The 25,187-nt window shown below is 73.9% G+C and carries 19 protein-coding genes; 12 read left to right on the plus strand and 7 right to left on the minus strand.

Features of this window, described 5'->3' with window-relative positions; all coding sequences use genetic code 11:
• Positions 1–54: 54 nt before the first annotated feature.
• Entirely contained in the window at positions 55–894 is an 840-nt protein-coding gene (locus OG259_RS38545) for a DUF3626 domain-containing protein (protein WP_328946490.1), read from the minus strand.
• Positions 895–1,031: 137 nt separating this feature from the next.
• On the opposite strand from OG259_RS38545, the gene OG259_RS38550 reads away from it, so the two are divergent.
• Positions 1,032–1,715, plus strand: coding sequence for a ThuA domain-containing protein (locus OG259_RS38550; protein WP_328946491.1), 684 nt, complete (start codon positions 1,032–1,034; stop codon positions 1,713–1,715).
• Between the two features lie 177 nt (positions 1,716–1,892).
• Positions 1,893–3,290: an NADP-dependent succinic semialdehyde dehydrogenase gene (locus tag OG259_RS38555; RefSeq protein ID WP_328946492.1), complete on the plus strand. Its 1,398-nt coding sequence runs from the start codon at positions 1,893–1,895 to the stop codon at positions 3,288–3,290.
• A gap of 123 nt (positions 3,291–3,413) precedes the next feature.
• On the opposite strand, the gene OG259_RS38560 is transcribed toward OG259_RS38555, so the two are convergent.
• Together OG259_RS38560 and OG259_RS38565 are read right to left on the minus strand one after the other, a co-directional pair.
• Positions 3,414–4,439 carry a PHP domain-containing protein gene (locus tag OG259_RS38560; protein WP_328946493.1) on the minus strand — a complete coding sequence of 342 codons (1,026 nt, stop codon included), beginning with the start codon at positions 4,437–4,439 and terminating at the stop codon, positions 3,414–3,416.
• Between the two features lie 11 nt (positions 4,440–4,450).
• Positions 4,451–6,535, minus strand: coding sequence for a SpoIIE family protein phosphatase (locus OG259_RS38565; protein ID WP_328946494.1), 2,085 nt, complete (start codon positions 6,533–6,535; stop codon positions 4,451–4,453).
• Between the two features lie 127 nt (positions 6,536–6,662).
• Here OG259_RS38565 and OG259_RS38570 point away from each other — a divergent pair, with 127 nt between their 5' ends.
• Positions 6,663–10,046: an AfsR/SARP family transcriptional regulator gene (locus OG259_RS38570; RefSeq protein ID WP_328946495.1), complete on the plus strand. Its 3,384-nt coding sequence runs from the start codon at positions 6,663–6,665 to the stop codon at positions 10,044–10,046.
• A 14-nt stretch (positions 10,047–10,060) separates the two neighbouring features.
• Here the strand turns inward: OG259_RS38570 and OG259_RS38575 are convergent, their stop codons facing one another.
• Together OG259_RS38575 and OG259_RS38580 are read right to left on the minus strand one after the other, a co-directional pair.
• Positions 10,061–10,324 carry a hypothetical protein gene (locus OG259_RS38575; protein ID WP_328946496.1) on the minus strand — a complete coding sequence of 88 codons (264 nt, stop codon included), beginning with the start codon at positions 10,322–10,324 and terminating at the stop codon, positions 10,061–10,063.
• A 68-nt stretch (positions 10,325–10,392) separates the two neighbouring features.
• The gene (locus OG259_RS38580) at positions 10,393–11,289 is read right to left on the minus strand and encodes a siderophore-interacting protein (protein ID WP_328946497.1); all 897 of its coding nucleotides are present in this window, start codon (positions 11,287–11,289) and stop codon (positions 10,393–10,395) included.
• A gap of 206 nt (positions 11,290–11,495) precedes the next feature.
• On the opposite strand from OG259_RS38580, the gene OG259_RS38585 reads away from it, so the two are divergent.
• Together OG259_RS38585 and OG259_RS38590 are read left to right on the plus strand one after the other, a co-directional pair.
• Positions 11,496–11,696: a hypothetical protein gene (locus OG259_RS38585; protein WP_030314702.1), complete on the plus strand. Its 201-nt coding sequence runs from the start codon at positions 11,496–11,498 to the stop codon at positions 11,694–11,696.
• Between the two features lie 219 nt (positions 11,697–11,915).
• The gene (locus tag OG259_RS38590) at positions 11,916–13,106 is read left to right on the plus strand and encodes an acyl-CoA dehydrogenase family protein (RefSeq protein WP_328946498.1); all 1,191 of its coding nucleotides are present in this window, start codon (positions 11,916–11,918) and stop codon (positions 13,104–13,106) included.
• A gap of 54 nt (positions 13,107–13,160) precedes the next feature.
• Here the strand turns inward: OG259_RS38590 and OG259_RS38595 are convergent, their stop codons facing one another.
• Positions 13,161–13,598: a type II toxin-antitoxin system Phd/YefM family antitoxin gene (locus tag OG259_RS38595; RefSeq protein WP_328946499.1), complete on the minus strand. Its 438-nt coding sequence runs from the start codon at positions 13,596–13,598 to the stop codon at positions 13,161–13,163.
• Between the two features lie 126 nt (positions 13,599–13,724).
• Here OG259_RS38595 and OG259_RS38600 point away from each other — a divergent pair, with 126 nt between their 5' ends.
• The 7 genes from OG259_RS38600 (at position 13,725) to OG259_RS38630 (ending at position 22,899) form a co-directional block, all read left to right on the plus strand.
• Positions 13,725–14,633: an oxygenase MpaB family protein gene (locus OG259_RS38600; RefSeq protein WP_328946500.1), complete on the plus strand. Its 909-nt coding sequence runs from the start codon at positions 13,725–13,727 to the stop codon at positions 14,631–14,633.
• Positions 14,615–16,870 (plus strand): serine/threonine-protein kinase, encoded by a 2,256-nt coding sequence (locus OG259_RS38605; protein WP_328946501.1) that lies wholly within the window; start codon positions 14,615–14,617, stop codon positions 16,868–16,870. The genes OG259_RS38600 and OG259_RS38605 overlap by 19 nt, the downstream gene beginning before the upstream one ends.
• 102 nt (positions 16,871–16,972) lie before the next feature.
• Positions 16,973–18,541, plus strand: coding sequence for a phytoene desaturase family protein (locus tag OG259_RS38610; protein ID WP_328946502.1), 1,569 nt, complete (start codon positions 16,973–16,975; stop codon positions 18,539–18,541).
• Between the two features lie 319 nt (positions 18,542–18,860).
• Complete coding sequence (tdh, locus tag OG259_RS38615; RefSeq protein WP_328947305.1) at positions 18,861–19,895, plus strand: L-threonine 3-dehydrogenase; 1,035 nt, start codon at positions 18,861–18,863, stop codon at positions 19,893–19,895.
• 3 nt (positions 19,896–19,898) lie between these two features.
• Positions 19,899–21,098, plus strand: coding sequence for a glycine C-acetyltransferase (locus OG259_RS38620; protein WP_266901561.1), 1,200 nt, complete (start codon positions 19,899–19,901; stop codon positions 21,096–21,098).
• A gap of 37 nt (positions 21,099–21,135) precedes the next feature.
• On the plus strand, positions 21,136–22,044 hold the full coding sequence (locus OG259_RS38625) for a LysR family transcriptional regulator (protein ID WP_328946503.1): 909 nt from the start codon (positions 21,136–21,138) through the stop codon (positions 22,042–22,044).
• Between the two features lie 78 nt (positions 22,045–22,122).
• Positions 22,123–22,899, plus strand: coding sequence for an alpha/beta fold hydrolase (locus OG259_RS38630; protein WP_328946504.1), 777 nt, complete (start codon positions 22,123–22,125; stop codon positions 22,897–22,899).
• 56 nt (positions 22,900–22,955) lie between these two features.
• Here OG259_RS38630 and OG259_RS38635 read toward each other — a convergent pair whose 3' ends face one another.
• Positions 22,956–24,971 carry a sialidase family protein gene (locus OG259_RS38635; RefSeq protein WP_328946505.1) on the minus strand — a complete coding sequence of 672 codons (2,016 nt, stop codon included), beginning with the start codon at positions 24,969–24,971 and terminating at the stop codon, positions 22,956–22,958.
• Positions 24,972–25,187: the final 216 nt, after the last annotated feature.

The following is a 25,187-nucleotide window of genomic DNA, read 5'->3' on the forward strand; positions in this document are numbered from 1 at the left end:
ATACAGAGATGTATCCGATGCGACAATGGATCGAAGGCACTCGGGAGAGGGGCCTCAGGCCTCCGGCGCCCCGTACCGGGCCAGGTAGTGCCAGACCTTCTTGACGTCCTGCGGGTCGTACCGCCCCGAAGCCGCCGCCTCCTGCACGATCCGGGGGTCGAGCCGGCCGTCGACCGCGATCCGGGCGGCCAGTTCGACGTGCTCGGGGCCCCGGAACCCGGGATGTCGCCGCAGCTCCTCGACCCGGACGCGGAAACCGCCGTGCCATGCGACGGGGCACGGCAGTCGCCGGGCCGCCGCCTCCACCTCCGTGCCCCGGTGACTCGGGTCCAGGACCAGCGCCTCCACATCGCGGCCGATCAGCACCGGGCCGTGGACCTGCGCCTCGACGTAGTCGTCGAGCGGGTCCTTGTCGTCGGCCTCGGCGAGCGGGATCAGCGACATCCGGGCCGCGACGCCGAAGTCGGCGGGCTCCAGGAAGCTGTCCGGATAGCAGAAGGTCGCCCGGTCCAGGGCGGCGGCCGTGAGCCGCAGATGGGCGGAGCCGAAGCGGGGAGCCGCACCGAAGGTGCGGCGGCGGAAGTCGAGGGCGCCGTAGACCGGGCGCGTGTCCGCCGGGGCCTCGTCGTACGTCCCGCCGAAGATGCGGCTCTCCCAGCGCCAGCGGTCGCCGCCCGGGCGGGCGGTGAGCCCGCCGTTGCTCGTTCCGGTGGCGAACTGGGAGCGGTAGACCCCCTCGTCGGCCAGTCGGTCGAGGAAGTGCGGGTGGAAGTTGAGGGTGACGCGGAGAGCGGGGTCGATCGCCTCGCCGGTGGAACGGGCCGCCACATGGGCGAGGGCCCGCCGTGCGTGTGCGTGCGTGTGGGGGTGCGCCGTGGCGTGGATCCGTGTCATCGGGGCAGTGTGGCGGAGGGCCGAGGGTTGCGGCCCGGGGTTTTCGGTGGCTACGGTCGACCTCGCACAGAAAGCGCTTACCCCTTTGCCTTGTTCGCCGTCCCTCGTCCGTCGCCCCCGCCCCCTGGAGTCCCCGCGTGCCCACCCCGGACGTCCTGATCTACACCCGCACCACGGGCTACCGCCACGACTCGATCCCCGACGGGGCCGCGGCGCTCACGGAGCTGGCGCACGACCTCGGGCGGAAGGCCGAGGTGACGGACGACCCGGAGGCGTTCACGCCCGGGCGCCTGGCCGAGTGCGCCGTCGTCGTCCTGCTCTCCACGACCGGGAACGTCCTGACGCCCGAGGGGCGCGCCGCCTTCGAGGCGTACCTGCGGGGCGGCGGCGCCCTCCTCGCCGTGCACGCGGCGGCCAACGCCGAACCGGACTGGCCCTTCTACGGCGAGCTGCTCGGCACCCGCTTCGACGGCCACCCCGAGATCCAGCCGGGCACCGTCCTCGTCGACGACCACGACCACCCGGCCACCGCCCCGCTCCCGGACCGCTGGTCCTGGACCGACGAGTGGTACAACTTCACGTCCGACCCGCGAGGGAGCGGGGAGTCCGGTGTACGCGTCCTCGCCCGGGCCGACGAGTCCTCGTACCGGGGCGGCACCCACGGTGACGACCACCCGCTCGTCTGGTGCCGGGAGGTGGACCGGGGCCGCGTCTTCTTCACCGCCCTCGGCCACGCTTCGGAGACGTACCGCGACCCGGCCTTCCGCGCACACCTCTCCGGCGCCCTGACCTGGCTCGCTCCGCTCCCAGATCCTGCCTGACCGACAGGGCACCCCTGGCCCTCCCGTACCCGGGCATCGGACTATGGGAGTACCGGAGTACTGGACCACCGGGGCCGTGGGGTCACCCGGGTCACCCCACCGCCCCGCCCCCGGTTGCGCCGCTCTCCGCTTCGCGGAAGGTTGCAGACGGGGGCCGATGGCAGGAGGAGGCACGTCATGGGCATCGCCACGGTGAACCCCGCGACCGGCGAGACGCTGCGCGTCTACGAGGCGCACGGGCCCCAGGAGGTCGAGCGGCGGATCGCCGCCGCTCACGAGGCGTACCGCCAGTACCGCACCACCTCCTTCGCCGAGCGCGCCCGCCTCCTGCGTGCCGCGGCCACGCTCCTCGACGAGGACACCGACGACATCGCGCACACCATGACCGTCGAGATGGGCAAGCCGATCGCCGCCGCCCGCGCGGAGGCCGGCAAGTGCGCCAAGGCCATGCGCTGGTACGCCCGCAACGCCGAGGAACTGCTCGCCGACGAGCACCCGGCGGAGAGCGACGTCCAGGACTCCGGCGCCGACATCGCGCGCGTCCACTACCGGGCCCTCGGCCCGATCCTCGCCGTCATGCCGTGGAACTTCCCGCTCTGGCAGGTGATCCGCTTCGCCGCGCCCGCGCTCATGGCGGGCAACACCGGCCTCCTCAAGCACGCCTCCAACGTTCCGCAGACCGCGCTCTACCTCGGCGACCTCTTCCGCCGCGCCGGATACCCCGAGGGCTGTTTCCAGACCCTGCTCATCGGATCCCGCGACGTCGAGCGCGTCCTGCGGGACCCCAGGGTCGTCGCCGCCACCCTCACCGGCAGCGAACCCGCGGGCAGGGCCGTCGCCTCCGTCGCGGGCGACGAGGTCAAGAAGACCGTCCTGGAACTCGGCGGCAGCGACCCGTTCATCGTCATGCCCTCGGCCGACATCGTCGGAGCCGTGAAGACTGCCGTCACCGCGCGCGTGCAGAACAACGGGCAGTCCTGCATCGCCGCCAAGCGGTTCATCGTCCACCAGGACGTGTACGAGGACTTCTCCGAGCGCTTCACCGCCGCCATGAACGCCCTCACCGTCGGCGACCCGCTCGACGAGTCCACGGACGTCGGGCCCCTCGCCACCGAGCAGGGCCGCACCGACCTGGAGGCGCTCGTCGACGACGCCGTACGGCGGGGCGCCACCGCTCTGTGCGGCGGCCGCCGGCCGGAGGAGCCGGAGCTCGCGAACGGTTGGTACTTCCGGCCCACCGTCCTCGCCGGCATCACCCCGGAGATGCGGATCCACCAGGAGGAGACCTTCGGTCCGGTCGCCACGGTGTACCCGGTCCGTGACATCGAGGAGGCCGTGACCGTCGCCAACGACTCCCCGTTCGGCCTCAGCTCCAACGTCTGGACCCGTTCCAAGGAGGACGTCGCCTTCTTCGTGCGCGACCTGGAGGCCGGGGGCGTGTTCGTCAACGGCATGACCGCCTCGCACCCCGCCCTCCCCTTCGGCGGCATCAAGCGCTCCGGGTACGGCCGTGAGCTCTCCGGGCACGGCATCCGCGAGTTCTGCAACGCGACGACGGTCTGGCAGCGCGCCTGACCGTCAGAAGGTCAGTTCGCGCGGGTGCTCGGCGAACGCGCATCGTATGTGCGAGCAGGCACGGAGCCGTACGCGGGGTGCCCGGCCGGCGTGGGGCGGGCCCACGGCCACAGAGCCACCCCCTCAGCCCCGAGCCCACTCCGACAACCGTTCAGCCGACCAGGTGTTGATCACGCGGTCCTTCGGCACTCCGCACTCCTCCGCCCGCGCGCAGCCGAGGATCTGCCACTCCAGCTGGCCGGGCGCGTGGGCGTCCGTGTCCACCGCGAAGTACGTGCCCGCCGCCACCGCGAGCCGCAGCAGCCGCCGGGGCGGATCGAGCCGTTCCGGGCGGCTGTTGATCTCGACGGCGGTGCCCGACTCGGCGCACGCGGCGAACACCCGTTCCGCGTCGAACTCCGACTCCGGCCGCAGTCGCCCGCCCGCCACCAGACGGCCCGTGCAGTGCCCGAGGACGTCCATCAGCGGGTTGCGGACGGCCCGTTCGAGACGGCGGGTCATCGCCTTCGCGTCCATCCGGAGCTTCGAATGGGCCGAACCGACCACCAGGTCCAGACGGTCGAGCAGGTCGGGCTCCTGGTCGAGCGAACCGTCCTCCAGGATGTCGCACTCGATGCCGGTGAGCAGACGGAACGGCGCCCACTCCCCGTTCAGCCGCGCCACCACGTCCAGTTGCTCCCGAAGTCGCTCCGGCGACAGGCCCCGGGCCACCGTGAGCCGGGGCGAATGGTCGGTGAGCACCGCCCACTCGTGGCCCAGGGCAGCCGCCGCGCGGCCCATGTCCTCGATCGTGGCGCCGCCGTCGGACCAGTCCGAGTGGAGGTGGCAGTCGCCGCGCAGGGCCGCGCGGAGCGCCTCGCCCCCACTCGTGGGTTCGGCGGTCCGCAGGGACTCCTCGAGTTCCGCCTCAAGGCCCGCCAGGTACTCCGGGACCCGTCCGTCGAGCGCCTCGCGCACCACCGCCGCCGTCTTCGGCCCCAGCCCCTTCACGGACTCCAGGGTTCCGGCCGCCGCGCGCCGGGCCGCCTCGCCCTCGGGCAGGGCCGCGACCGCGCCGGCGGCCGTACGGAAGGCCCGGGCCCGGTACCCCGGCGCCTGGGCCCGCTCAAGGAGGAACGCGATCCGGTTCAGGGCTGCCACGGGATCCATGACGTCCCTCCTCAGGAACCGTTCGCGGCGGAGTCGGCAGTCACCGCCGCGGGTCCGATCTCGCACCACACCGCCTTGCCCTCGCCGCGCGGCTCGACACCCCACCGGGACGCCAGCGCGTCGAGCAGCAGCAGCCCGCGCCCCGAGGTGGCGGCCTCGCCGGGGGTACGCCGGCGGGGCCAGGCGCTGGACCGGTCCTGCACCGAAAGCCGTACCCGCCGCACCGGTTCGGGCAGCACCTCCAGGGTCAGCACCGCGCCGCCCTCGGTGTGCAGCAGCACGTTCACCAGCAGCTCGCCCGTCAACAGCTCGGTGTCGTCGGCCAGTTCCGGCATGCCCCAGTCGTGCAGGGCCTGCCCCACGGCCGCGCGCGCGTCCGACAGGCCCTGCGGATCGGCCTGGTGGATGTACTGGTGGATGCGCGGCGCGCGGGGCGTGCCGGGGTCAGGGCTGCGCCGCAGCACCAGGAGCGCCACGTCGTCGCCGGCACCCCAGCGCTCCCACAGCCGCTCGGAGAGGTGGTCGGCGAGCGCCTCCGCCTGCGGCGGGCCACTGCTGATCGCCTCCGAAAGCGCGGTGAGACCGGTCTCGATGTCCGAGCCGGGCTGCTCGACGAGTCCGTCCGTGCAGAGCACGAGCGTCTCCCCGGGCACGAGGTCGAGCCGCGTCTCGGGGAACTCCTCGTCCCCGAACACGGTCGCCAGCCCCAGCGGCAGCCCGCCGCGCAGCTTGGGCTGCCCGACCCGGCCGTCGGTGTGCCGGATCAGCGGCCCGAGATGCCCGGCCCGTACCGCACGCAGCGTGCCGCTCCCCAGGTCCACCTGCGCGTAGGTGCAGGTGGCGAAGCGGTTGGTGTCCAGCTCGGCGAGGAACCGGGAGGCGCGGGCCAGTACGGTCGACGGGGCGTGGCCCTCACCCGCGTACGCGCGCAGGGCGATCCGCAGCTGCCCCATGATGGCGGCGGCGTGGGTGTCGTGCCCCTGGACGTCGCCCACGACGATCCCGACCCGGCCGCGGGGCAGCGGGATCACGTCGTACCAGTCGCCGCCGACCTGCCGTCCGCTCCAGGCCGCGTGGTAGCGCACGGCGATCTCGCCACCCGTGATCTTCGGGATCCGGCGTGGCAGCATCGTCGCCTGGAGTCCGGTCGCGAGCTCCCGCTCCTCGTCGAAGAGGATCGCCCGCTGGAGGGACTGGGCGACGATCGCCGCGAGCCCGAGGGCCAGGTTGCGCTCGTCGGCGTTGAACGAGGTACGGCCCCGGTAGAACAGGGCCATGCCGCCCAGCGACCGCGCCTGCGCCACCAGCGGCAGATAGCAGGCCGCCCGGAAGTCCAGCCGCGCCAGGTAGGGGGCCAGCTCGGGGAAGTCCCGCCCGAGCGACGGGAACGAGGAGACGAACCGGGGCCGCCCGCTGAGCACCGCCTCGGCGAGCGGCATGCCCCGGTCGAGCCGCCGGACCCGGAAGTCGTCGAGCGCGTCGAGGGTTTCGCCGCTGAGCGCGATGATGTGGAGCGAGCCGTTCTCGACGAGGCCGAGTGCCAGCCCGTCCGCGCCGAGCCTGGCGAGCCCGCCGGGACCGGTCAGGGCGGCCGTCACGTCGTCCACCGTCACCGCGCGCGACAGCGCGTGCGTCGTCCGCTCGACGATGTTCGTCTGGACCTCGCGCCGCTTCTCCAGTTCCTGGACGAAGGCGAAGCGCGTGACCTCGGCGGTCGTGTCCCGCACGACGCCGAGGATCCGCCGGGCCCGCCCGTCCGGCGAGCGAAGGATCCGTGCCTGCACATGCGTCCAGTGGGGTGGTCCGTCGTCCTGGGGGATGGGGAAGTGCGCGGTGTAGGAGACCTCGCCGCTGGTGACCGCCTGCCGTACGACGTCTTCCAGCCGGGCCCGCTCGTCGGGGGCCAGCCGGGCGATCAGCGTCACCGGGCGGCCGTCGTAGGCGTCCGGGGCAAGCCCGAAGACCAGCAGCCCGGACTCGTCGACATCGATGGTGCCCGTGTCGAGATCCCAGTCGAAGCTGCCGGTCCGGTTCATGGCGAGCCACTCGGCGGGCCCGATCTCGCCATTGCGCGTATGCCGGTCTTCATCGGTCATCCTCCCCATTGTCGAACCCGCACCCCTTCGACGCCATGGCGATGACACGGCGTGGCGCGAGTTCGCCTTCGCGCCCCCGCACGGAAATGCCGGTGAGGCCCCGTGTCCGGCGGGGCAGAATGGGCCGGTGCAGCCGCCCTACCGTGTTCTCGGTCCGTGTCAGGCCTTCCGTACCGACGACGGGACGGAGGCCGCCCTGAGCGGAGCCAGGCTCCGCTCGCTGCTCGCCGCGCTCGCCGCGGCCGGCGGGCGCGCCGTGGGCACGCGCGCGTTGATCGACCAGGTGTGGGGCGCCGCCGACCGGGCGGACGACCCGGACCAGGACCGTACGGCGGCGCTCCAGGCCCTCGTCGGGCGCCTGCGCCGGGCCGTGGGCCGGGACGCCGTCGTCTCGGCGCCAGGCGGCGGCTACCGGCTGGCAGCCGACCCGGACGACATCGATCTGTACCGCTTCGAACGGCTCGCCGCCGACGGCTCCGCCGCCCTCGGCGCCGGGGACCCCGCGCGTGCCGCCGCCCTCCTCGACGAGGCCCTCGGCCTCTGGCGGGGGCCCGCCCTGGCGGATCTGCCCGGCCGCGACACCGACCCCCTGGTCGTGCGGGTCGAACAGCGCCACGCCCAGGCGCGACGCGACCGGCTCGCCGCCGACCTGGCTCGGGGGAGGGCCGGCGAGACCCTCGCGCCCCTCGCCGCGCTGGCGGCCGGACAGCCGCTCGACGAACCCCTCCAGGCCCTGCGGATCCGCGCCCTGCGCACGGCCGGGCGGCCCGCCGAGGCCCTGGCCGCGTACGAGGAGGTGCGCACGAGCCTCGCCGACCGGCTGGGCACGGACCCGGGACCCGAACTGCGCGCCCTGTACGCCGAACTCCTGACCGACGGTACGGCCGGGACGCCCGGGACGCCCGGGACGCCCGGGACGCCCGGGACGCCCGCACCGTCACCGGCCGACGCCCGCCTAGCCCCGCCGAAGGTGCCCAGGAGGGGACCGACGGCCGCTCTCCCCGCCCGGCTCACCTCGTTCATCGGCCGCGACGACGAGCTGGACGCGCTCGCCGCCGAGTGGGGCGACCGGCGGCTCGTCACCCTCACCGGCCCGGGAGGCGTCGGCAAGACCCGGCTCGCCCTGGAGGCGGCCGAGACGTACCAGGACGGCCCGGTCCACCTCGCCGAACTCGCCGCCGTGCGGGAGGAGTCCACGGTCGCCGCAGCCGTCGTCAGCGCGCTCGGGGCCCGCGAGACCCACCTCTGGCACCGTCCGTCGGTCCCCGGGGCGGACACGGAGGACCCGTTCGCCGAGCTGGTCGAGCACTGCGCGGGGCGACGGTTGCTGCTGGTGCTCGACAACTGCGAGCACGTGGTCGCCGCGGCGGCCGAGCTCGCGCAGGCGCTTCTCACCCGCTGCCCGGGAGTGACCGTGCTCGCGACGAGTCGGGAGCCGTTGGGGGTGCCGGGGGAGGTGGTGCGGCCGTTGGGGCCGTTGCCGATGGGGATGGCGTTGCGGTTGTTGGGTGAGCGGGGTGGGGCGGCGCGTCCGGGGTTCGTGGTGGCGGAGGATGTGGCGGCGGCGGAGGAGGTGTGTCGTCGTCTGGACGGGTTGCCGTTGGCGATCGAGCTGGCGGCGGCGCGGTTGCGGTTGTTGTCGGTGCGGCAGATCGCGGAGCGTCTTGACGACCGGTTCCGGTTGTTGACGTCGGGGGCGCGGACGGTGTTGCCGCGTCAGCAGACTCTGCGGGCGGTGGTGGACTGGTCGTGGGATCTGCTGGAGGGGCCGGAGCGGGTGGTGCTGCGGCGGTTGGCGGTGTTCACGGGTGGGGCGGATCTGTCGGCGGCGGAGGCGGTGTGCGCGGACGGTGGTGGTCCGGAGGTGCTGGATCTCCTTGGCGCTCTGGTCGACAAGTCGCTGGTGGTGGCGGGGCCGGGGCGGGACGGTGAGGGGATGCGGTTCCGGCTGCTGGAGACGGTGGCGGAGTATGCGGGGGAGCGTCTGGAGGAGTCCGGGGAGCGGGCCGCGACCGAGCGGCGGCATCTCACGTACTACCGGGAACTCGCGCGTACCACCGACCCGGAGTTGCGCGGGGCCGGGCAGGTCGCCGCCACCGCCCGCCTGGAGCGCGAGCACGACAACCTGCGCGGCGCCCTGCGGACGGCGGTCGCGCTCGGCGAGGAGCAGGAGGTGCTCTGCCTCGTCCACTCCCTCAGCTGGTTCTGGCAGCTGCGCAACCACCAGGTCGACGCCAGGACCTGGAGCGTGGAGGCCTGTCGGCTCGGCGCCGACCCGTTCCAGGAGCCGGTCCGGCCCGCCGAACCGCTCGACGGCCGGTGCACGGACGTCCCGCCGCCGTGGACCGGCGAGCGGCTCCGGGAGGCCCGGCGCGGCGGCCGGCTCTACGCCCTCGCCACCCAGGGCGGCCGGGGCGCCACCGCGCTCGAACGCCCCGAGACCCGCGCCCGGCTCGCCGCGCTGGTCTCCGCGTACCGCCCCGGCCTCCCCCAGACCTGCCGGCAGCCGGGGTCGATGTGGCACTTCGCCCGCCTCATGATCGGGGACTTCTCCACCCTCGACGAACCCCTCACGGCGATCGTCGACGCCTGCCGCGACCTCGCCCCCGGCTGGGACCTGGGCTTCGCCCTCCTCGTGCGGGCCAAGCTCGGTGTCCACGGGCCGGGTGACGCCGCCGAGGCGCTCGCCCTCTTCGAGGCGGCCGGGGACTCCTGGGGCATCGCGGAGTCCCTTGCCGCCCGGGGCGGGGCCTATGAGCGCGCGGGCCGGCTCGCCCAGGCCGCCGACGACTTCGAGCGGGCCACGGAAGCCGCCGCCCGCGTCGGCGCGCACTCCCAGGTGCCCCTCTTCACCGCGCGCCTGGCGGCCGTACGGCTCCGGCTCCGGCCGGAGGGGGACGCCGCGGCCGAACAGCTGCTCGCCGAGGCCGCCGACGCGGCGGGGGAGTGGGGCGCCGAGGCGGCCGGCTCGGCACGGCTGCTGCTCACCCAGCACTACGGCCACACAGGGCGCACCGGCCTCGCCCGTGCGCAGCTCTCCCTCCTGGAGGGTGAATTCGGCGATGTGACCCCGGGGCTCTTCTGGGGTCTCGCCGGCGGGGCCTGGGCCTGGCTCGACTGCCTCGACGGCGCGTACGACCGGGCCGTGGACCGGCTGGCGCGCGCCGTCGAGGACGTGGAGACCCTCGCCCACCTGGTCGCCCCGTACCTGCTCGTCGCCCAGTTCGCGACGGCCGGGTGGGCGCTCGGCGGGCGGGGCGGGCCGGGCGACGCGGAGACCGGGGCGCGGCTCCTCGGCGCGTACGACGCCCACGCCGGATCGGACACGGACGGCGGCTTCCGCCCGTTCACGCGCGAGACGGAGGCTCTCATCAGGGTGCGAGCCGAGGAATCCCTGCGTGCGGTGCTCTCCTCGGAGTCGTACGCCCGCCACTACGAGGAGGGCACCGGGCTCGGCCTCCGTGCGGCTGCGGGGCTCGTCCGACATCCCCCGGAGGGGCCGGCCTCCTGACCGCCGGGAGGCCGTCAGCCCAGCCAGTGGCGCCAGCGGGCCGAGGGCGGCTCGCAGCGTCCTGAGTCGACCAGGTCCTGGTAGGCGCGTTCGTCCAACTCCTCCCAGGTGACCTCCTCGCCGTTCTCGGAGAGGGGCCGGCCGTCGGCGCCGGCGAACGCGGCGACGGTGACCTCGCAGTCGGGGGGACGGACGGACCGGGTGGCGTACCACCCGAACGCGGCGACGGCGAGGACGCAGCAGGCCGGCAGGATCCGGGCGAGAGGACGGGGTTTCACCCGCCGCATCGTAGGACACCCGTTCGACCTCGCTCTCGGGGGTCGCCGCCCGTCACCCGCACCACGGATCAGCCGGCCGCGAGCCGTTCGCGCGCCTCCGCGAGGTCCTCGGGCGTCGGCGCGTCGTCCTGGGCGAGCCGGCGGCGCCAGTACCCGGCGAAGTGCACCGAGTGCCGGTCGATGCCCTGCTCCTCCACGAGGTGGCGCCGGAGCGCCCGCACGGCCGAGGTCTCGCCCGCCAGCCAGACGTAGGGCCGCCCGTCCGGCAGCGGGTCGGCCCGCAGGGCGTCGGCCGCCGAGGTGTCGCCGTACAGCGGTCGTACGGTCAGGTCACCGGCCGTGGGCAGGGGCGGGACCTCGGCCGCGTCCGAGACCTGGACGTAGGCGACGGCCCGCTGCCCCGGCGGCAGCGCGGCCACGACGGTGGCGAGCGCGGGCAGCGCGCAGGCGTCCGCGTACAGCAGCGTCCAGTCACCCGCGCCCGGATCGACGGGCATCGCGAAGGCGGCGGACGGACCGAACATGCCCACCGCGTCCCCGGGCCGCGCGGCCCGCGCCCAGCGGGTCGCGGGCCCCTCACCGCCGGAGTCCTCCCGGGCACCCGCTTCGCCCGTGCCTCCGTCCCCGTGGAGGAAGAAGTCGATGTCGACGGTCCCGGCAGCCGGGTCGTGGGCCCGGACGGTGTAGCTCCGCATCCACGGCCGCTCGGCCTCGGGGAGCGCCGAGTAGGCGGCGTACCAGCGCATCACGTCTCCGTCGGGGTCCGGGACCGGCAGGACGGGCTCGGCCTGCCCCGGACGGGGGAAGAACAGCTTCACCTGCTGATCGGGCCCGGCGAGCGCGAAGCCGGCGAGGGAGGGGCCGCCGAGGGTGACCCGCCGCATACGGGGGGTGAGGGGGCGGGTGGCGACCACCCGCAGGCGTCGCAGGGGCAGGGGCAGGGGTGCGGGCTCGGGCGGGGTCATCGGGGCTCCTCGTGGCGGGCGGCTGTGTGCGCCCAGCCTCGGGGGCACCGTCGACACGCGACCGACACGACGTCGACATGGGAGGTGGGAGGCGGGGAGGCGCCCCCGGATGTGCCCCGAGATGCGCCCCGGGATGTGCTCCCGGATGCGCTCCCGGTGGCCGGACACGAGAATGGCGAGTGCCGGAAGAACACGTAGGAGGCGGCATGAACGCTGAGCCCGACAAGACGTCCCTGGGGGACTTCCCGACGCCCGACCGGCTACTGCATTCCGGGTCGGAAGGCGAGTTCACGGCCGAGGACCTGGTTCTCGCCTCCGGCCGTGACGTGACTCCGAAGACCCTCGCCTGGGCGGAACGCCGTATGGCGGAGAAGGGTCGCGCCTCCATGGACGAGCTACTGCCGTAGGCCGCTCTGGCCCGGGCACCCGCCCGATCCGCGAAATCCTCCCCTCAGTACCCCGTCGGCCCCGGTTCGGCAGCCCCGAACCGGGGCCGCGGGCTGTCCGGACCCGCCCCGAGCCTTCCGCATTTGTGGAACACGTTCTACCGTGGCCGCCGTCGCGCGTCGCACCGCCCGGAGGACGCCGAGGACGCCGCAGGACCGCCGCCACGGGAGGCCGCCGCCATGCACCTCGAATACACGCCCGCCCAGAACAGCCTGCGCGCCGAACTGCGTGCGTACTTCGCCGAGCTGGTCCCGGACGACGTCCACACCCGCTACGCGGACCCGGCCGCCCAGAAGCGCTTCTACCGGGAGACCGTGCGGCGGCTCGGCGCCGACGGCTGGCTGGGGGTCGGCTGGCCGACCGAGTACGGCGGGCGCGGGCTGACCCCGATGGAGCAGTTCATCTTCTTCGACGAGGCCGCGCAGGCGGGCGTACCCCTGCCGCTCATGGCGCTGAACACGGTCGGACCGACGATCATGCGGTTCGGCACCGACGAGCAGAAGGCGTACTTCCTGCCCGGGATCCTCTCCGGCGAGATCGACTTCGCGATCGGCTACAGCGAACCCGACGCCGGGACCGACCTCGCGGCCCTGAAGACCCGCGCGGTACGGGAGGGGGACGAGGCCACCGGTACGTACACGGTGAACGGCCAGAAGATCTGGACCACGAACGGCGACACCGCCGACTGGGTCTGGCTCGCGGTCCGCACCGACCCGGACGCCCCGCCGCACAAGGGCATCACGATGCTGCTCGTCCCGACGAGCGACCCCGGATACTCCTGCACGATCATCAACACCCTCGCCTCGCACGACACCACCGCCAGCTACTACGACAACGTCCGGGTCCCCGCCTCACGACGGGTCGGCGAGGAGAACAAGGGCTGGCGCCTCATCACCAACCAGCTCAACCACGAGCGCGTCACCCTCGCCGCCCACGGCACGATGGCGATCCGCGCGCTCCACGACGTCCAGCGCTGGGCCGCCGCCACCCCGCTCACCGACGGCCGGCGCGTCATCGACCTGCCCTGGGTCCGCCGCACCCTGGCTCGCACCCACGCCCGGCTGGACGCGATGAAACTCCTCAACTGGCAGATGGTGAACGCCGTCCAGCACGGCACCCTCACCCCCCAGGACGCCTCCGCCGTCAAGGTCTACGGCTCCGAGGCCCGCCGCGACGCCTACGCGGCCCTCATGGAGGTCGTCGGCGCCGCGGGCGCCCTCAAGGAGGGCTCGGCGGGCGCGGTCCTCCACGGCGAACTGGAACGCGGCTACCGCTCGGCCGTCATCTTCACCTTCGGCGGCGGCAACAACGAGATCCAGCGCGAGATCATCTCGTGGATCGGCCTGGGCATGCCCCGCGTCCGCCGGTAGGCCGTGTGCGTCGGGCTCTCCGGGATGCTGTTCCTCTCCCGGACGCCACTCCCCTCAGGGCTGCTCTCCGACGGGCGGCTGCCGGGCGAGGAACTCCTCGAACGCCGCCAGCTGTTTCGGGTCCATGTACCCCTGACGTCCGTGGCGTGCCCACTCCTCCAGCCGGTCGAGTTCAGCGGCGGACCGGAGTTCGGCCACCACCGCGCGGTCCCGCGTGAACGTCATCCGCACTCCGTCCGCGTGCGCGTACCGCACGTACGGGCCCTGCTGCTCCGGCCCCGGCGGGCGCTCCGGCGCCGCGTCCTGCCGAGGCAGCAGGGCTCCGCGGCCCCGCAGGGCCCAGTACTCGAGGTCGGCCAGTTCGGCCGCCGGGAGGAGCACGCGCGGCGGCTCGTCGTACACGGTGACGCCCACGCGCTCGCCTGTCTCCTCGACCAGGGCGACGAAGCGCCCGAAGTCCTCTACGAGGTCCGTCAGTTCGACACTTTTCACCCGCCGGACGCTACAGGCGCATCACCGATCACCGCGCGAGCGCGCTCTACCGGACCCTGAATCCCCGGCCCGTACCCGGCGCGACGCACCCCGGCGTAGCCTGAACGGCATGAGCGAGGACGCTTCATGAGTGCCGACCCGGGGCTCTTCGGCCCCCGTTCCGTGACCTGGCAGGTGCACAGCGACCCGGTCATGTGGATCGCGGGCGTCCGGGCGCTGTGGCTCCAGGCGCTGCATCCCGTCGCCGTGCGCGGCGTCATGATCAACAGCAGCTTCCGGGAGGATCCCTGGGGACGGCTCATGCGCACCGCGAACTTCGTCGGGACCCTCAGCTACGGGACCGCCGAGGCCGCCGAGGCGGCCGGGGCCCGGGTGCGCCGGATCCACCGGCGGCTCGGCGTGGACGACCCCGAGCTGCTCCTCTGGGTGCACTGCGCCGAGACCGACTCGTACCTCTCGGTCGCCCGCCGCTCCGGCATCCCGCTGACCGACGCCCGGGCCGACCGGTACGTCGACGAGCACCGCGCCTCGGCGCGGCTCGTCGGGCTCGACCCGGCCACCGTTCCCGGGTCCACCGCCGGACTCGCCGCCTACTTCGACGACGTACGGCCCCGGCTCGCCGCCGGGCCGGACGCCCGCACCGTCGAGGACTTCCTGCGCCGACCGCCCGTGAAACCCGCGCTCGTACCGGCGCGCGAGGTGATCTGGCGGCGCGTCACGGCGCTCGCGTACGACACTCTGCCTCCCTACGCCCACGCGCTCTACGGCCGCCCCGCCCCGCCGCCGGAGACCGTCACCCACCGGCTCGTCGCCACGGCCAACCTGCTCCGCTGCGTCCCCGCCCGGCTGCGCTGGCGGCTGCCGCCCCGGCACATCCTCCGCGCCATGGACCGGCTCGGCCCGGAGACGAGACCCGACCCTTATACGTACCCCGCCCCGTACCCACTGTCCGAACCGGCGTCCATACTGGAGGGGCCGGGGAAGGCGCAGGAAATCGACGGGGGCGGCAGCACACGATGGGGGACTCCAGACTGATCCAGGGCCGGTACCGCCTGCACGAGGTCATCGGTCGCGGGGGCATGGGCGAGGTGTGGCGTGCCACCGACGAGGCACTCGGGCGCGGAGTCGCCGTGAAATGCCTCAAACCGATCGGACCGCAGCAGGACCCCCAGGTCGTCACCGTGGTCCGCGAGCGGTTCCGGCGCGAGGCCCGGGTGGCCGCCGCGCTCCAGCACCGGGGCATCACCGTCGTGCACGACTTCGGCGAGTACGAGGGCGTGCTCTTCCTCGTCATGGAGCTCCTGGAGGGGCGCAACCTCAGCCAGCTCCTCGCCGCCAACGCCCAGCACCCGCTGCCCGTCCACGACGTCGTCGAGATCGCCGACCAGGTCGCCGACGCCCTCGCCTACACCCACCGCCACGGGATCGTGCACCGCGACCTGAAGCCCGCGAACATCATGCGGCTGCGGGACGGGACGGTGAAGATCTGCGACTTCGGAATAGCGCGCCTGGGCGCCGACATGGGCTTCACGTCCAAGCTCACCGGGACGGGCATCGCCATGGGCACGCCCCACTACATGTCGCCCGAGCAGATCGGCGGCGGCGAGGTCGACCACCGCAGCGACCTCTACTCGCTGGGGTGCGTGCTCTACGAACTCGCCACCGGGGTCCCGCCCTTCGACCTCGGCGATTCCTGGGCGATCCTCATCGGACACCGGGACACGGTGCCGAGTCCGCCGCGCGCCCACCGCGCCGAACTCCCGGACTACTTCGACCGGATCGTCGTGGATCTGCTCGCCAAGGTGCCCGAGGAGCGGCCGGCCGACGCGGGCGACCTGCGCCGCCGGATCGTCACGGGGCGGGTCTCGCCGTCCCTGCCCGGCACCACCGCCGTCGGCCCCGGCCACCCCGGGGCCACCGTCGTTCCCGGTCCTGGCCCCAGCGCCGGTACGCCCGCCCCCGCGCCCGCGTGGGTCCGGGCCATCACCGGCGGGCACCGGCCCGCCGATGCCGCCACCGTGCCGCGCCCGGTCGCCCACGACCCCGCCGCGGCCGTGCTCACCACGGAGTGGACCACCGCCACCACCGGGACGACGGCCGAGCCCGCACACGAGGTGCCCGACCCGCCTCGGGTCGCCCCCTCCGCGGAGCTGATCGCGGTGCTCGCCGGCCGGTACCGGGCGGGCATGGGCCTGGGCCGCCTCGGCCGCTGGGACGAGGCCGAGTCGGTGCACCGGTCCGTCGCCGAGCACCGTTCGGCGGCCCTCGGCGAGGACCACCCCGACACCCTGGCCAGCCACTACGAGGTCGGCTTCGCCCTCGCCCGGCTCGACCGCCCCGCCGACGCCCTGCGCGTCTTCGACCGGGTCGCCGCGACCCGCGCGCGGGTCCTCGGCGCGGACCACTCCGACACCCTCGCGGCCCGGCAGGAGCGGGCGTACGCGCTCGGCCGCCTCGGACGCCACCCCGAGGCGTACGAGGTGTACGTGACCGTGCTCGCCGCACGCGAGCGCACCGTGGGCCCCGACCACCCCGACACCCTCCGCTGCCGGCACAACCTCGCCTTCACGCTCTGCCGTCTGGGCCGCCTGGAGGAGTCGTACCGTACGGCGCACGAGGTGGCCGAGGCGCGGGCCCGGCTCCTCGGCGAGGACCATCCCGACACCCTCGTGACCCGGCAGGAAGTGGCGTACACACTCGGGCGGCTGGGGCGCGGCGAGGAGTCGCTCGCCCAGTACCGCGCGGTCGCCGACGCGCGCGCCGCGGCCCTCGGCGCCGACCACCCGGACACCCTCGCCGCCCGCTACGAGACCGGCGTCTGCCTCGGCCGGCTCGGCCAGGCCGCGGACGCCCTGGACGTCTGCCAGGACCTCGTCGCCGCCCGCACCCGCGCGCAGGGCGCCGACGGTCCCGAGACCCTCCGCGCCCGGCACGCGCTCGCCGTCAACCTCGGCCGGCTCGGCCGCTGGCCGGAGGCCCTCGCCGAGTCCGAGAGCGTCCAGGCGGACCGGGCGCGGGTCCTCGGGCCGGAGCACCCCGACACCCTCCTGAGCCGCCGCGAGGCCGCTGTCGCCTGCGGTCGCCTCGGCCGCTGGGAGGAGGCGCTCGCGTCCCACCACGCGGTCGCCGTCGCCCGTACCCGACTCCTCGGCCCCGCCCACCCCGACACCCTCGCGGCCCTCGACGACGAGGCCCACTGCCTGGAGCGTCTGGGCCGCCACGCCGAGGCCGCCGCCCTCCACCTGAGGGCGGCCACCCCGCCGCCGACCTGATCGTCCGGCACGGCGGGGCGGACGGCCGGGACGGGGCCCCCGCCGTAGGAAGTCGGGCGGCGGTGGTCTTCCCCGGTCGCCGCCTCCGTGTGAGCATGAGCCATGACTGCCCCTGACCTGCTCCCGGGCGCCCGGCCCGCCGCCCGTCCGTACGACGCCGTCGTCGTCGGCGGCGGCCACAACGGCCTCGTCGCCGCCGCCTACCTGGCCCGTGCCGGACGTTCCGTCCTCGTCCTGGAGCGGCTCGGCTCAACCGGCGGGGCCGCCGTGTCCACCCGGCCCTTCGCCGGGGTCGACGCGCGGCTCTCCCGGTACTCGTACCTCGTCTCGCTCCTCCCGGAGAAGATCGTGCGCGAGCTCGGGCTGCGGTTCGCCGTACGGAAACGGTCCGTCTCCTCGTACACCCCGAAGGGCGACGGCGGCCTCCTCGTCGGCGGCGGCCCCGACCGCACCCGCGCCTCCTTCGCCGCCCTCACCGGCTCCGACCGCGAGTACGAGGCCTGGCAGGCCTTCTACGAGCGCACCGGCCGCGCCGCCCGCCGCATCTTCCCCACCCTCACCGAGCCGCTCCCCACCCGCGCCGCCCTCCGCGACCGCGTGGACGACGCCGACACCTGGCGGATGCTCTTCGAGGACCCCCTGGGCGTCACCGTCGAGCGGGAGTTCGCCGACGACCTGGTCCGCGGCGTCGTCCTCACCGACGCCCTCATCGGCACCTTCGCCGACGCCCACGACCCGACGCTGCTCCAGAACCGCTGCTTCCTCTACCACGTCATCGGCGGCGGCACCGGCGACTGGGACGTGCCCGTCGGCGGCATGGGAGCCCTCACCGACGCCCTCGCCGACGCGGCCCGCGCCGCCGGGGCCCACATCCTCACCGGCCACGAGGCCACCCGGATCGAGACCGACGGGCAGCGGGCCGCGATCACCTTCCGCACCGCCGACGGGGAGGGCACCGTCGAGGCGGGCCACGTCCTCGTCAATGCCTCACCCCGCGACCTCGCCGCCCTCCTCGGCCAGGCACCCCCGCCCGCCCCGGAAGGCGCCCAGCTCAAGGTCAACATGCTGCTGACCCGGCTGCCGAAGCTCCGCGACCGCTCCGTCGACCCGCACGAGGCCTTCGCCGGCACCTTCCACATCGCCGAGGGGTACGGGCAGCTCGCCACCGCCCACGCCGAGGCCGCCGCGGGCCGGCTGCCCTCGGCCCCGCCCTCCGAGATCTACTGCCACTCCCTCACCGACCCCACGATCCTCGGCGCCGAACTGGCCGCCTCGGGCCACCACACCCTCACCCTGTTCGGGCTGCACACCCCCGCCCGGCTGTTCGCCGCCGACAACGACGGCACCCGGGCCGCGCTCCTCAAGGCCACCCTCGACCAGCTCGACGCCCAGCTGGACGAGCCGATCGCCGACTGCCTCGCCCTCGACGTGGACGGCCGTCCCTGCATCGAGGCGAAGACCCCGCTCGACCTCGAACGCGAACTGCGCCTTCCCGGCGGCCACATCTTCCACCGCGACCTGTCCTTCCCGTACGCGGAGGAGGGCGGAGGCCGCTGGGGCGTCGAGACCGAGCACGCCAACGTGCTCCTGTGCGGCGCGGGCGCGGTCCGGGGCGGGGGAGTGAGCGGCATCCCCGGCCACAACGCGGCGATGGCGGCACTGGGCCACTGACACGGGACTCCGGCACGGGCCGCCCGGCACGGGACTCCGGCACGGGCCGCCCGACACGGGACTCCCGCACGGGGCCGCCCGACACGGGGACGTCATCGCGTTCTCCCGGGCGGCCCTCCCCGATGGCGGCCTCTCCGTTCGGCCGCGTTGACCTCGCTCCGCCCCCGCCTGTGGTGTGAAGCTGATCTGCGAGCGCGCTTAAGAAATCCTCGATGGACCGCGAGCGCTCCGTACGGAAGATTCTCTTCCAGGGATCTTGGGCGCGCATTCGTGCCCGTACCCCGCACATCACAGGACACGCACGTCGGGAGCCGTGGCATTGAAGGCGTTGGTCAAGCTGAAGGCGGAGCCGGGACTCTGGCTCACGGACGTGCCCGAGCCGGAGACCGGCCCCGGAGACGTGCTCATCAAGGTCAAGCGGACCGGTATCTGCGGCACCGACCTGCACATCCGCTCCTGGGACGGCTGGGCGCAGAAGACGATCACCACGCCCCTGACCGTCGGCCACGAGTTCGTCGGCGAGGTCGTCTCCGTCGGCCGTGACGTCGCCGACATCAACGTCGGCGACCTGGTCAGCGGCGAGGGCCACCTCGTCTGCGGCAAGTGCCGCAACTGTCTGGCCGGCCGCCGCCACCTCTGCCGTGCCACCATCGGCCTCGGTGTCGGCCGGGACGGCGCGTTCGCCGAGTACGTGGCGCTGCCCGCGTCCAACGTGTGGGTGCACCGCGTCCCCGTCGACCTCGACATCGCCGCGATCTTCGACCCCTTCGGCAACGCCGTGCACACCGCGCTGTCCTTCCCGCTCGTCGGCGAGGACGTCCTCGTCACCGGCGCGGGCCCCATCGGCATCATGGCGGCCGCCGTCGCCAAGCACGCCGGCGCCCGCAGCGTCATGATCACCGACGTCAGCGAGGAGCGCCTCGCCCTGGCGCGCAAGACGGGCGTCACCCTCGCCCTCAACGTCGCCGAGCACACCATCGCCGACGGCCAGCGCACCCTCGGGCTCAAGGAGGGCTTCGACGTCGGCCTGGAGATGTCCGGCAACCCCCGCGCGATGCGCGACATGGTCGCCAACATGACCCACGGCGGCAAGATCGCCATGCTGGGCCTGCCCAGCGAGGACTTCGCCGTGGACTGGGCGAAGATCGTCACCTCCATGATCACGATCAAGGGCATCTACGGCCGCGAGATGTTCGAGACCTGGTACGCGATGTCGGTGCTCCTGGAGGGCGGACTCGACCTCTCACCCGTCGTCACCGGACGCTACGCGTACACCGACTTCGAGGCCGCCTTCGACGACGCGGCCTCCGGCAAGAGCGGCAAGATCATCCTCGACTGGACTGCGGGAGCCTGACCCATGTTCGATTCCGTACGCGACGACATCCGTGCCACCCTCGAAGAGATCCGGCAGGCCGGGCTCCACAAGCCCGAGCGGGTCATCGGCACCCCCCAGTCGGCCACCGTCGCCGTCACCTCGGGCGGCCGCCCCGGCGAGGTGCTCAACTTCTGCGCCAACAACTACCTCGGCCTCGCCGACCACCCCGAGGTGATCGCCGCCGCCCACGAGGCGCTCGACCGCTGGGGCTACGGCATGGCGTCCGTCCGCTTCATCTGCGGCACGCAGGAGGTCCACAAGGAGCTTGAGGCGCGCCTCTCGTCCTTCCTCGGCCAGGAGGACACGATCCTCTACTCCTCCTGCTTCGACGCCAACGGCGGAGTCTTCGAGACGATCCTCGGCCCCGAGGACGCCGTCATCTCCGACGCCCTCAACCACGCCTCGATCATCGACGGCATCCGCCTCTCCAAGGCCCGCCGCTTCCGCTACGCCAACCGCGACATGGCCGACCTGGAGCAGCAGCTCAAGGAGGCCACGGAGGGCGGCGCCCGGCGCAAGCTCATCGTCACCGACGGCGTCTTCTCCATGGACGGCTACGTCGCCCCGCTCGGCGAGATCTGCGACCTGGCCGAGCGCTACGACGCCATGGTCATGGTCGACGACTCGCACGCCGTCGGCTTCGTCGGCCCCGGCGGCCGCGGCACCCCCGAGCTGCACGGCGTCATGGACCGCGTCGACATCATCACCGGCACCCTCGGCAAGGCCCTCGGCGGCGCCTCCGGCGGCTACGTCGCCGCCCGCGCCGAGATCGTCGCCCTGCTGCGCCAGCGCTCCCGCCCGTACCTCTTCTCGAACACCCTCGCCCCGGTGATCGCCGCCGCCTCCCTCAAGGTCCTCGACCTGCTGGAGTCCGCCGGAGACCTCCGCGACCGGCTGCGCGCCAACACCGAGCTGTTCCGGACCCGGATGACGGCGGAGGGCTTCGACATCCTCCCCGGCGACCACGCCATCGCCCCCGTCATGATCGGCGACGCGTCCGAGGCGGGCCGCATGGCCGAGCTGCTCCTGGAGCGCGGGGTGTACGTGATCGGCTTCTCGTACCCGGTCGTACCGCAGGGCAAGGCCCGCATCCGCGTCCAGCTCTCCGCCGCCCACTCCACGGAGGACGTGAACCGGGCCGTCGACGCCTTCGTCGACGCCCGCGCGGCCCTGCGGGGCTGAGGCGAGAGCGGGCCCCCTGGCCTGCGAGACTAGGGGCATGATCGAAGCGCGGCGGTTGCACATCCTCCGTGCGGTGGCCGACCACCGCACGGTCACGGCGGCGGCCGCCGCGCTCTATCTCACCCCCTCCGCCGTCTCCCAGCAGCTCGCCGCCCTGGAGCAGGAGACCGGCCACCGCCTGGTGGACCGCAGCGCCCGCGGCGCGCGCCTCACCCCGGCCGGCGAGATCCTGCTCAGCCACGCCAACGCCGTCCTCGCCCAGCTGGAGCGCGCCGAGTCCGAACTCGCCGCCTACAGCTCCGGCGAGGCCGGTACGGTCACGGTCGCCGCCTTCGCCACCGGCATCGGCCTCGTGGTGGCCCCGGCCATCCGGGCACTGGCCGACGCCGCGCCCGGAATCCGGGTCCGCGTGCGCGACGCCGAGGGCGACGAGAGCCTGCTCATGGTCCTCGACCGGCAGGTCGACGTGGCCGTCGCCGTCGAGTACCGGGGCGCTCCGGGCGAGGACGACGCCCGCCTCACCCGCGTCCCGCTCTACGCGGAGCCCTTCGACGCGGTGCTGCCGCCCGGCCACCCTCTGGCGGCCGGCGAGCGGGTCGCGCTCGGCGACCTCGCGAAGGACGCCTGGATCGGCCAGTCCGCGGGCAACCCCTGCCATGACGTGACCGTCCTGGCCTGCGAGTACGCCGGGTTCACGCTGAACCCCGAGCACTCCTCCGACGACTTCCGCGCCGTCGTCGCCCTCGCGGCCGCCTCCGCCGGCGTGGCACTCGTACCGCGCTCGGCCCTGCGCGGCATGGAACTCACCGGCGTGGAGGTCCGCCCCATCGACGGTGTCGCCCCGACCCGCAGGGTCTTCGCCGCCGTCCGTCGAGGCGCGGAGGACCACCCCCTGATCAGCCCGGTACTGACCGCCCTGCGCGTGGCGTCGGATTCCGGCGCCTGAGGGCGCGTCGTCGGCCAAACACCGTTCGGGCGCTGGCGGAGCCCCGTATGCCCCACCAGACTGGCGACCGTGGAAACCATGGTGCCTGTCAGTCACGGTGAAGTCTGGGCGGACGACGCGGGCGGGGACGGCCTGCCACTGGTCCTGCTCCATCCCGGCGTCGGCGACTCCGCGGTGTGGGACCCGGTCCTGCCGGCGCTCCTCGCACGGCACCGGGTGATCCGCTACGACGTACGCGGCTACGGGCGTTCACCCGCGCCCACCGCCGCGTACTCCCCGGTCCGCGATCTGGCGGAGGTCCTCGACCGCTTCGAGATCGAGCGGGCGGTCCTGGTGGGCTCCAGCATGGGCGGGGCCACCTCGGTCGACTTCGCCCTGGAGTCGCCCGAGCGGGTGGCGGGCCTCGCCCTCCTCGTCCCCGGGGTCACCGGGTACGACGGGCTGACCTCGGGCGAGTTCTTCGAGCGTCTCGAACCGCTGGCCACGGCCGGCGACATGGACGGCATCGTCCGGCTCGGCCTGCGCGCGTGGGCGCAGGCCGGCGGCGGCACCCCCGAGTCCGACCCGGTCGCGGCCGCCCTCTGCCGGGCGGTGCTCCCCGCCTGGTTCAGCAACATCGGCCACCAGCTCACCGGCCCGCCCGCCTTCGACCGGCTCGGGGAGATCTCCGCGCCGACCCTGCTCGCGCTGGGCGAGCTGGACCGGCCGGAGGTCGTGCGCTGCAACGAGGAGATGGCCGCACGCATCCCGGACTGCCGCCTGGTCCGACTGACCGCCTCCGACCACTACCCGACACTGCGGGAGCCGGAGCACGTCGCCCGGCTGATCGAGGAGCTGTACGCGGAGGCGGCCTGAGCCGCCCCCGCCCCCGGCCGGCGAGCGGGTACGTCCGCCGGCCGGGGTGCGCCCGCCTACCAGATGGTGGAGAAACCGAGGCGGAGCTTCTCCTCGCTGTTCCGCACGGCGAGGGAGCCCGCCTTCACCTCGGCCGCTTCGGCGTCGGTCAGCGCGGTGCGGAAGAGCCGCACGTCGTCCAGGGTGCCGCGGAAGAGCTGCGCCACGCCGGCCGGCTGGCTGGGGAAGTCGGGCCGGGCACCGATGTGGATGTTGAACGCGCCGACCGGAGTGGCGTTCCGCTCCGCCGCCGACGCTCCCGCCGGCATGGCGGCGGTGGCCGTGGATCCCCCGTCCACGGCGAGGATTACGGTGAGGCCCTTGCGGGTGAACACGACGTGGTGCCATGCGCCGTCGTTGTACGAGGACGGGAGCGTCACCTCGGTGGTGCCGATGCTCGTGCCGACGGTGCCGCGCAGGACGCCGCTCCCGGGTTCGGCCCGGACCGAGAAGTGAGGCCCCTGCGTGCCGTACGCCCAGATGACCGGCAGGGTGCCGGTGGTGGCCGAGTGCTTGAACCAGGCCGTGACGGTGAAGTCCCCGTCCTCGACCCGCAGGGTCGGCGAGCAGACGAGACGCAGGTAGTCGTCCTGGCCGTCGAACTCCATGGCGACGCCGCCGAGACGCGTTCCCAGCTGCGCGCCGCCGTGGATGACGGCGTGGTTGCCGGTCTCGCCGGGACCCTTGACGCGCGTGTCGGCCGTGCGCGGGCGGCGCAGCTCGGTCTCGGAGTCGCTCAGGGCCTGCTCGGTGAAGGCGGTGAAGGCGATGTTCCCATGGGGGACGTTGACGGCCCTCTCGTACAGGAGGCCGATGGACCCGTTCGTCAGGAGCGTCATGTCCGAGTAGCCGCTGCGGTTCGGCGTGATCAGGGAGCCGACGGTCTTCCAGGTCTTCCCCTCGTCGTACGAGGAGCGGATGGCCAGATCGCGCCGGTCCTCCAGCACGTTCGCGCCGAGCCGGGACGGGCCCGAGTACAGCAGCCGGTCGGGCCGGTCGTCCTGGTCGTGGGTCAGCCGCAGCAGAGAGCCGTAGGTCGGGGAGGTGTCGAGGTTGGCCACGGGGGCGAAGGGCGCCGCGAAGGTCGTTCCGCCGTCGGTGCTCGTCGGTGCTCGTCGGTGCTCGTCGGTGCTCGTCGCTGCGAGCCGGTGCTCGTTGGTGGTGCAGCGGGTGACCTCGGAGTTGCGGGCGTTGACGTACACATGGCCGTCGACGGTCTCCGCGACGGCCAGTTCGGCGGGGTAGGAACCGGTGTCGCTCGTGTCGGAGACCGCGCGCATCTGCCAGGTCAGGCCGCCGTCGTCGCTGGTGTACAGCTGACCGCCGGCCCTGCCGCCGCCCCGGTGGTCGCCGGGCACGACCAGTCGGCCGAAGTGCTCGCCGCGGCTGAGCTGGATGCCGTGGCCGGGACCGGTCGAGACCCAGAACCACTCGGGCCGGTCGAGCTGGGGCTGGGGGACGCTCGGCGACCAGTGCAGGCCGCCGTCCGTGCTGTGGACGGCGTGCACCGTACGGTCGAAGCCTTCGCGCTTCGGGTTGGCCCGGTTCCGGTCCCAGTCGCTGCTGGAGTGGAGGAGGGTGATGCGGCCGGTCACCCCGTCCACGACGGGCGCGGGGTTGCCGTGCGAGAGCTCGTGGTCGGCGCCGACCACGACCGTGGGCTGCGCGTCCCAGGTCTTCCCGCCGTCGACGGACCGCTTCATGATCAGGTCGTTGTCGCCGACATCGCTGCAGCCGGTCGTGGCGTCCCGTTCACGGCCTTCGGCGAAGGCGAGGAGGACGCCCGTCTTGGTGGTGACGAGGGCCGGGATGCGCGTGCAGTAGTAGGTACCGCCCGCCGGGAACGGCGTGTCGGTCTCCTCGGCGGAGACCGTCGGCGTGGTCGTGACCGCGTTCGTCGACGCGACGGCGGGCGACTGCGGAGTGACCGCCAGGACCACCGCGGCCAGGACCGCGAGGGAGAGCGCGCACAGCCATGCGGACAAGGCGAAGCGGCGCGCGCCCGGTGGGCGGCGCTCGGACAGGGACAGCACGAAGGAACACCTCGGTGAGCAAGGGCGAACGACAGGGGAGCGGCTGGGTCTCGAAGCGGTTGTGCCGCTCGCCGACGGGCCGGTTGCGGCGGCCCCCGCGGACGGAAGGGCACCGCGAACGGGCGACACGACAGACGCTCGCCCTCGCGTTCGTCTCATCCCCCCGGTGAGAACTTCCCGCCGGGACGGTACCCCACATGATCACGTGTGCGCGGT

Origin of the sequence: Streptomyces sp. NBC_00250 (assembly GCF_036192275.1) — a bacterium.
GTDB lineage: Bacteria > Actinomycetota > Actinomycetes > Streptomycetales > Streptomycetaceae > Streptomyces.